The sequence below is a fragment of the uncultured Desulfovibrio sp. genome, assembly GCF_944327235.1.
Taxonomy (GTDB): Bacteria; Desulfobacterota; Desulfovibrionia; order Desulfovibrionales; family Desulfovibrionaceae; genus Desulfovibrio.
Genome location: NZ_CALVHE010000106.1, coordinates 1 through 7608, shown reverse-complemented (window position 1 = coordinate 7608; position 7608 = coordinate 1). Strand labels below are relative to the sequence as shown.

Genomic DNA, 7608 nt, shown 5'->3' with positions numbered 1-7608 from the left:
GTCAGGCATCTTGTCGAGAATGCTTTTCTCCATCTCAAGCGCTGGCGAGGAATTGCCACACGGTATGCCAAAAGATGTGCCTCTTTTCTTGCCGTCGTTCAAATTAGATGCATATCTTTGTGGGCAAACATGATTTGACGACACTATCTAGTGGAAGGTTTTCTCTCATATAAAAAAGCCCCCGTACCGTAAGGTAGCGGGGGCCCATTGCTTTCTGCTGTCAGGAGTCTTTATTCCGGGACTTCCAGGTTGCCGTCCATATCGATGAGCTGTCCAAAGGTCTGAGCGGCAAAGGCCGCCATGAGCGGTTTGGTGAAATCAGGCTCGTAGCGGTTGTCCTGCGCCAGTTCGCGCGCGGCCTCGGCCGGTTCATGTTTTTCGCCGTAAGGCTTGTCCATGATCATAGCCGAGAAGGAGTCCACCACGGCGGTCAGGCGACCGATCCGGCTGATGCGGCTGCCGGGTTCATGCTGGGGGTAGCCGCTGCTGTCGAGGCGTTCATGATGCTCGAAGCAGGCGCGGATCAGCTCTTCAAAGGAGATGTCCACTTTCTGCATGATCTTGACGCCAAGGATAGGGTGCTGGACGACCTTGTCCCGTTCTTCCTGCTTGAGGGGGCCTTTTTTGTTGACCACAAAGGCCGGCACCTTGCTCATGCCGATATCATGCAGCAGCAGGGCCAGCGCCACTTTATCCAGATCCTTGCGGCGCATCTCGCTGACGCTTTGCATCCAGAGCCAGAGGCCCACGTTCAGGCAGTTGAGGGCGTGCCGGGCAGGCTCATGCACGCGGAAGAGGCGGCGTACAAAGCCGGCGATGCGGTGCTTGTCCTCAAAGATGTATTCGGTGACGACCATGAGGTCACGGTACAGCGGATCAAAAAGCAATTTGACCGGCTGCGCGTAAAACTCCGAATAGCGCATGACCAGGGCGCGGATGCAGATGTCCACGATCTCCGCTTCCTTGAGGTTGCGGTCCTGCAGCACGAGGTCAAGCTGCTTGACGATATGGCGCGAGTAGATGGGGTGGTCCGAGCGGGACACGAACAGCGAGCCGTCGGCGCATAGCTGGGCCACCTCTTCCACCTGGGCGTTGCTCAGGCGGTCGCCCTTGCGGCAGTACGGCGCAAGCACGCAGATGTCTTCACGGAAGGAAAACAGATCGACCGGCGGGCGATACTTGGGAAAGCTGGACAGGATCTCGCTGCTGATCTGGTAGTATTCTTCATTGATATTCTGGGGAACGTCGCGTTTTTGGGCAGCCATAACTACTTCCAGTAAATTTTGACAAGGTTTGTTCCGCGCGGGGTTGATGCAGAGCCGGTACGCTGCCCCGCCGTAATGACGGCGCACTGTCCGGGGGTGATGGCCTCATTGTCGCAGATGAACTGCTGTGCACGCCGCAGATGACTTGTTTCCGCATCGGGCTGGCTGACGAGGACGGGGTGGACGCCCCAGGAAAAGTTGAGCGCCTTGAAGGTCACCGGGTCGGGCGTCAGCGCATAGACGGGCTGTGCGGGGCGGTGTGCGGCAATGAGGCGTGCCGAAGCGCCGCTGATGCTGTGGGCCACGATGGCCTGAGCCGAAGCTCTCTGGGCAAGCAGACAGGCCGAATAGGCCAGAAAGCTCGAGATGTCTGTTGCCGTATCCGGGGATTCGGCACGGCGGTCTTCGAGCAGGAGCTTTTCGGCCTCGTCGGTGATGCGGCGCATGTAGCGCACGGTTTCCACGGGAAAGTTGCCCATGGCCGTCTCTTCCGACAGCATGACGCAATCCGCCCCATCCAGGACGGCATTGGCCACGTCCGTGGTCTCGGCGCGGGTGGGCGCGGGGCTGTTGACCATGGAAAGCAGCATCTGCGTGGCCACGATGACGGGCTTGGAAAGGCGGTTGCAAGCAGCGATGATATGCTTTTGCAATGCGGGCAGCTGCGGCAGCGGACACTCCACGCCAAGGTCGCCGCGAGCCACCATGACGGCGTCTGTCGCGGCAAGGATGGCGTCCAGATTCTCCACAGCGCCCTGCCGTTCCAGCTTGACCACCACCGGGATGTTTCGCCCGGAAGCGGCGATGATCTCCTTGGCCTCGAGCACGTCGTCCGCCGTCTGCACATACGAGATGGCGACGGCATCCACGCCCAGCTTCAGACCATCATTGAGGTCTCGCTTGTCCTTGTCGGTCAGGGCACGGACCCGTGTTGCCTTGCCGGGCAGGGCAAGCCCCTTGCGGGAGGTGACGATGCCGCTGTTTTCCGCCGCCAGCAGCACCAGACCGTCCGCACGGCGTTCCTCCACCACGAATTGCAGGCCGCCGTCGGCCAGCACCAGCCGATCCCCCTTGTCGAGACTTTGCAGGATGATCTCGTGGTCAAAGGGGAGATAGGGCAACTCGCTGGTGTACCGTTCCGTCGGCCCGAGCAGCAGGCACATGCCCTTGCTGACCTGTATGGTCTTTTCCCTGATGACGCCCAGCCGGATCTTGGGGCCGGAAAGATCCTGCATGATGGTGAGGGGGAGGTTCAGTTCCGCCTCGATGGCCCGGATATGACCGATGATGTCCACAAAGTCGGCAGCACCGCCGTGGGAAAAATTGAGGCGAAAGATGCTTACTCCGGCTTGCGCCAGTTCTCGCAGCCGCTCCCGTGTGTTGGATGCCGGACCGATGGTCGCTACGATTTTTGTCCTCACTCTGCCTCCCCGGCCCTCTCGGGCCCACAAAAATGTTGACAGAACTATCTTGGCTTTTGCTCATGATGTCAAGGCGGCCGACGGTAAGCGCCCTTCCCTTTCGACCCGGAGCGGAGGCCGACGGAACGGATGGGCCGCCGCTTGACGAAATTCCGGGAAGTGGATAGAAAAAATCGTTTTGACCGGATGAAACTTGCCTGCCGGAGCGGTTGACGGCGCAAGCTGTTCGGTGAAGGCCGGGGGATCCCCCCTGCCGGACGTCCAACCCATAGGAAAATCCAATGCCCAAACGCACGGATCTACACAAGATCATGGTCATCGGGGCCGGGCCGATCATCATCGGTCAGGGCTGCGAGTTCGACTATTCGGGATCGCAGGCCGTCAAGGCTCTGAAAGAGGAAGGCTACCAGGTGGTGCTGGTCAATTCCAATCCGGCCACCATCATGACCGATCCGAACATGGCCGACGCCACCTATGTCGAACCTATCGAACAGCATACGCTGGCGGCCATCATCCGCAAGGAACGGCCGGATGCCCTTTTGCCCACGCTCGGCGGCCAGACGGCTCTCAACGCCGCTCTCGGGCTTGCCCGGAGCGGCGTTTTGGCGGAGTACGGCGTGGAGCTCATCGGCGCCAAGGCCGATGTCATCGAAAAGGCCGAAAGCCGCGAACTTTTCCGACAGGCCATGGAGAACATCGGCCTGACCGTGCCTGCCAGCGGCATCGCCCGCAACATGAACGACGTGCGGCGGCTGGGCGATGTGCTCCCCTTCCCGCTCATCGTGCGTCCGGCGTTCACCCTCGGCGGCACCGGCGGCGGCGTGGCCTATAACATGGCCGACCTCGAGGAAGTGGCCGGGCGCGGTCTGGCGGCCAGCCCCACGTCCGAGGTCATGATCGAGCAGAGCGTGCTCGGCTGGAAAGAGTACGAGATGGAAGTCATGCGGGACCGCAATGACAACTGCGTCATCGTCTGCTCCATCGAGAACCTCGATCCCATGGGCGTGCATACCGGCGACTCCATCACCGTGGCTCCCGCCCAGACCCTCACCGATGACGAATACCAGAAGATGCGCGACGCCTCCCTGGCCATCATGCGGGAGATCGGCGTGGAGACCGGCGGCAGCAACGTGCAGTTCGGCATCAATCCGCGCAACGGCGACATGGTGGTCATCGAGATGAACCCGCGCGTCTCGCGCTCCTCGGCGCTGGCCTCCAAGGCGACGGGCTTCCCCATCGCCAAGATCGCGGCCAAGCTGGCCGTGGGGTATACGCTGGACGAACTGCGCAACGACATCACCCGCGAGACGGCGGCCAGTTTTGAGCCGGCCATCGACTACTGCGTGGTGAAGATCCCCCGCTTCACCTTCGAGAAGTTCCCCGGCGCCAAGGACGAGCTGACCACTTCCATGAAGAGCGTGGGCGAGGCCATGAGCATCGGACGCACCTTCAAGGAGGCCCTCCAGAAGGGCCTGCGCTCCATGGAGATCGGTGCGCCCGGCCTGGGCTATAACTTCCGCGCCGATCTGCCGGACCGAGATGCCATCCTTGCCGGTCTGCGCAAGCCCCATTCCCGTCGTATCTTCGACCTGCGGCGGGCCCTGCTGGCCGGCATCAGCGAGGAAGACATCTACGAAGCCTCAGCCATCGATCCTTGGTTCATCCGGCAGGTGCGCGACATCGTGGATATGGAGAACCGCATCCGCGATTTCGGTCTGGCCAACGACATGACCCCGGCCAATCCCGATCTGGCTCCCCTGCTGCGCGAGGCCAAGGAATACGGCTTCTCCGACCGGCAGCTTGCCGAGATGTGGAAACGTCCGGAATCGGATATCCGCCGCCTGCGCAAGGAAATGGACATCGTGCCCACCTTCTATCTGGTGGATACCTGCGCCGCGGAATTCGAGGCCTATACGCCCTACTACTACTCCACCTATGAGCGCGGCGAAGAGGTGGACGCCCGCGACTGCCGCAAGGTCATCATCCTTGGGGGCGGTCCCAACCGCATCGGACAGGGCATCGAATTCGACTATTGCTGCTGCCATGCCTCCTATGCCTTGCGGGACGCGGGCGTCATGGCCATCATGGTCAACTCCAACCCCGAGACCGTCTCCACGGACTACGATACTTCCGACCGCCTCTATTTCGAGCCGCTGACCTTTGAAGATGTGATGAACATCATCGAAAAGGAAAAGCCCGAGGGCGTCATCGTCCAGTTCGGCGGGCAGACGCCGCTCAATCTGGCCGTGCCGCTCATGCGCGCCGGAGTGCCCATCCTCGGCACGTCGCCCGACGCCATCGACCGCGCCGAGGACCGGGAACGCTTCCAGGCCCTCATCGAGAAGCTGGGCCTGCTCCAGCCCCCGAACGGTACGGCCATGAGCCTTGATGAAGCGCTGGAAGTGGCCGAACGCATCACCTATCCCGTGGTGGTGCGGCCCAGCTATGTGCTGGGCGGCCGGGCCATGGCCGTGGTGTACGACAAGGAAGAACTGAGCGAATACTTTGCCGCCCAGGTCCCCGAAAAGCCGGAACACCCCATCCTCATCGACAAATTCCTTGAGCACGCCGTGGAAGTGGATGTGGACGCCCTTTCCGACGGCAGCGACGTGTACGTGGCGGGCATTATGGAACATATCGAGGAAGCGGGCATCCATTCCGGGGACTCGGCCTGCGTGCTGCCGCCCTTCTCGCTCTCCTATGATCATGTGGCCCTCATCGCGGCGCAGGCCGAAGCGCTGGCCCGCGAGCTCAAGGTCGTGGGCCTCATGAACATCCAGTTCGCCATCAAGGGCGACGATGTCTACATCCTGGAAGTGAACCCCCGCGCCTCGCGCACGGCTCCCTTCGTGTCCAAGGCCACCGGCGTGCCGCTGCCCTATCTGGCCACACAGGTCATGCTGGGCAAGACGCTGGAGGAGCTTGATCCGTGGAGTATGCGCCGCGGCGGCTTTACCTGCGTCAAGGAGGCCGTGCTGCCCTTCCAGCGTTTCCCCGGGGTGGACATCATCCTCGGGCCGGAGATGCACTCCACCGGTGAGGTCATGGGCATGGGCGACAACTTCCCCGATGCCTTCATGAAAAGCCAGCTCGGCGCGGGCCAGTCCCTGCCGCAGGGTGGCAATGTCTTCCTGTCGGTCAATGATCGTGACAAGCCCCTGCTGCCCGAAGTGGCGGCCATGTTCGCTGAACTGGGCTTCCATCTGCTGGCCACGCGCGGCACGGCCAAACTGCTGCGTGAACACGGGCTGGAAGTGGAGGAAGTCCGCAAGGTGTACGAAGGCCGTCCGCATATCGTCGACCGCATCGTCAACAATGAGATCGCCCTGGTGGTCAATACGGCTTCCGGCAAGAACACGGCGCGTGATTCCAAGTCCATCCGTCACGCGGCAGTCACCTACGGCGTGCCCTACTGCACCACGGTGGCCGGTGCCAAGGCCACTGCCACGGCCATCGGCAAGCGGAGCGACGGCATCCATGTGGCAAGCCTTCAGGAATATTACGCCCGCGACGCCCGGAGTTAGGAAATGAAAGCATTACTTGTGCTCGAAGACGGCTTTTGTCTGCAAGGCAGATCCTTCACCGGCGACTTTGAGACCGGCGGGGAAGTGATCTTCAACACCGGCATGACCGGTTATCAGGAAGTCCTTACCGATCCTTCCTATTACGGGCAGATGGTCTGCATGACCTATCCGCTCATCGGCAATTACGGCATCAATGCCCGGGATATGGAATCCCCGCGCATCCACATGCGGGCCCTGCTGGTCAAGGAGTGCTGCAAGCAGCCTTCCAACTGGCGCGCCACCAAGTCCCTGCCCGACTTCCTCAAGCAATGGGGCGTGCCGGGCATGGAAGGCATCGACACGCGCGCGCTGACCCGCCACCTGCGGCTCAACGGCGCCATGCGCGGCATCATCTCCACGCGCGATCTTGACGCGGCGTCCCTGCAGGCCAAGGCTGCGGCCCTGCCGCCCATGCAGGGGCAGAACCTCGTGCCCTATGTCTGCGCCAGAAAGCCTTATATCCTCGAAAATGACCGCATGGAGGAAGTGAGTTTCGACGTGCGCGGCGCCTATGCCTGGAAGGGAACGGGCCTGCCGCTGCTGGTCTATGACTTCGGCGTGAAGTGGAACATCCTCCGCCTGCTGGCCGAAGTGGGCTTCGAGGTGCTGGCGGTGCCGCCCTCCTTCACGGCGGAGCAGGCCAAAGCCAGCGGGGCCAAGGGCATCTTCCTGTCCAACGGGCCCGGCGACCCGGCGACCCTGACGGCGGAGATCGAGAATATCCGCGAGCTCATCAAGCACTTCCCGGTGACGGGCATCTGCCTCGGTCATCAGCTCATCGGCCATGCCCTGGGCGGCACCACGGGCAAGCTCAAGTTCGGCCATCATGGCTGCAATCATCCGGTGAAGGACCTGACCACCGGCCGCATCGAGATCTCTTCGCAGAACCACGGCTTCCATGTGGTGCTTGACGGTCTGGACGATGTGGAAGCCACGCACATCAACCTCAATGACCAGACGCTGGAAGGCTTGCGTCATAAGACCCTGCCGGTCATGAGCGTGCAGTATCATCCTGAAGCCGCCGCCGGGCCTCACGACGGGCGCTACCTCTTCACGCGCTTCTTCGAGATGACGCGCGATGCGGTGGCGTGAGCGCGGGTCAGCCCGTGCCCATGTCGTTGACGACCATACAGGGGGAAGCCGCCGGGCTTCCCCCTTTTCGTATCGTCGCCGGAAAGCATGTCCCCGGGTCACGGCGGTCGCGGCGAAAACGAGGAATAGCGCAGAAGGATAACGTACAGAAAGTTTCGCACACTTGAAAATGGAAGCAGCTCGTCAAACAGGTTAGAGCAATTCCACATTGAAAATGTGGATTGCTCTGGTAGTCGCGAGAGCGACTACCCGCAACCGAACACACGG

At 61.7% G+C, this 7608-nt stretch carries 4 protein-coding genes and 1 pseudogene; 3 read left to right on the top strand and 2 right to left on the bottom strand.

Features of this window, described 5'->3' with window-relative positions:
• Positions 1-138, top strand: a pseudogene (locus Q0K00_RS10780) (IS5/IS1182 family transposase); the annotation flags it as partial.
• A 92-nt stretch (positions 139-230) separates the two neighbouring features.
• Here the strand turns inward: Q0K00_RS10780 and Q0K00_RS10775 are convergent.
• Together Q0K00_RS10775 and pyk are read right to left on the bottom strand one after the other, a co-directional pair.
• The gene (locus Q0K00_RS10775; RefSeq protein ID WP_297229403.1) at positions 231-1265 is read right to left on the bottom strand and encodes an HD domain-containing phosphohydrolase; all 1035 of its coding nucleotides are present in this window, start codon (positions 1263-1265) and stop codon (positions 231-233) included.
• Between the two features lie 2 nt (positions 1266-1267).
• Positions 1268-2686, bottom strand: coding sequence for a pyruvate kinase (gene pyk / locus Q0K00_RS10770; protein WP_297229401.1), 1419 nt, complete (start codon positions 2684-2686; stop codon positions 1268-1270).
• Positions 2687-2967: 281 nt separating this feature from the next.
• Between pyk and carB the strand changes: the two genes are divergently transcribed.
• Positions 2968-6210, top strand: coding sequence for a carbamoyl-phosphate synthase large subunit (gene carB, locus Q0K00_RS10765; RefSeq protein WP_297229399.1), 3243 nt, complete (start codon positions 2968-2970; stop codon positions 6208-6210).
• Positions 6211-6213: 3 nt separating this feature from the next.
• On the top strand, positions 6214-7341 hold the full coding sequence (gene carA / locus Q0K00_RS10760) for a glutamine-hydrolyzing carbamoyl-phosphate synthase small subunit (RefSeq protein ID WP_297229396.1): 1128 nt from the start codon (positions 6214-6216) through the stop codon (positions 7339-7341).
• Positions 7342-7608: the final 267 nt, after the last annotated feature.

Bases quoted from the DNA above. Each gene is read 5' to 3' on its own strand.
- Q0K00_RS10775 (WP_297229403.1), bottom strand. From the start codon at position 1,265: ATGGCTGCCCAAAAACGCGACGTTCCCCAGAATATCAATGAAGAATAC.
- carB (WP_297229399.1), top strand. From the start codon at position 2,968: ATGCCCAAACGCACGGATCTACACAAGATCATGGTCATCGGGGCCGGG.
- carA (WP_297229396.1), top strand. From the start codon at position 6,214: ATGAAAGCATTACTTGTGCTCGAAGACGGCTTTTGTCTGCAAGGCAGA.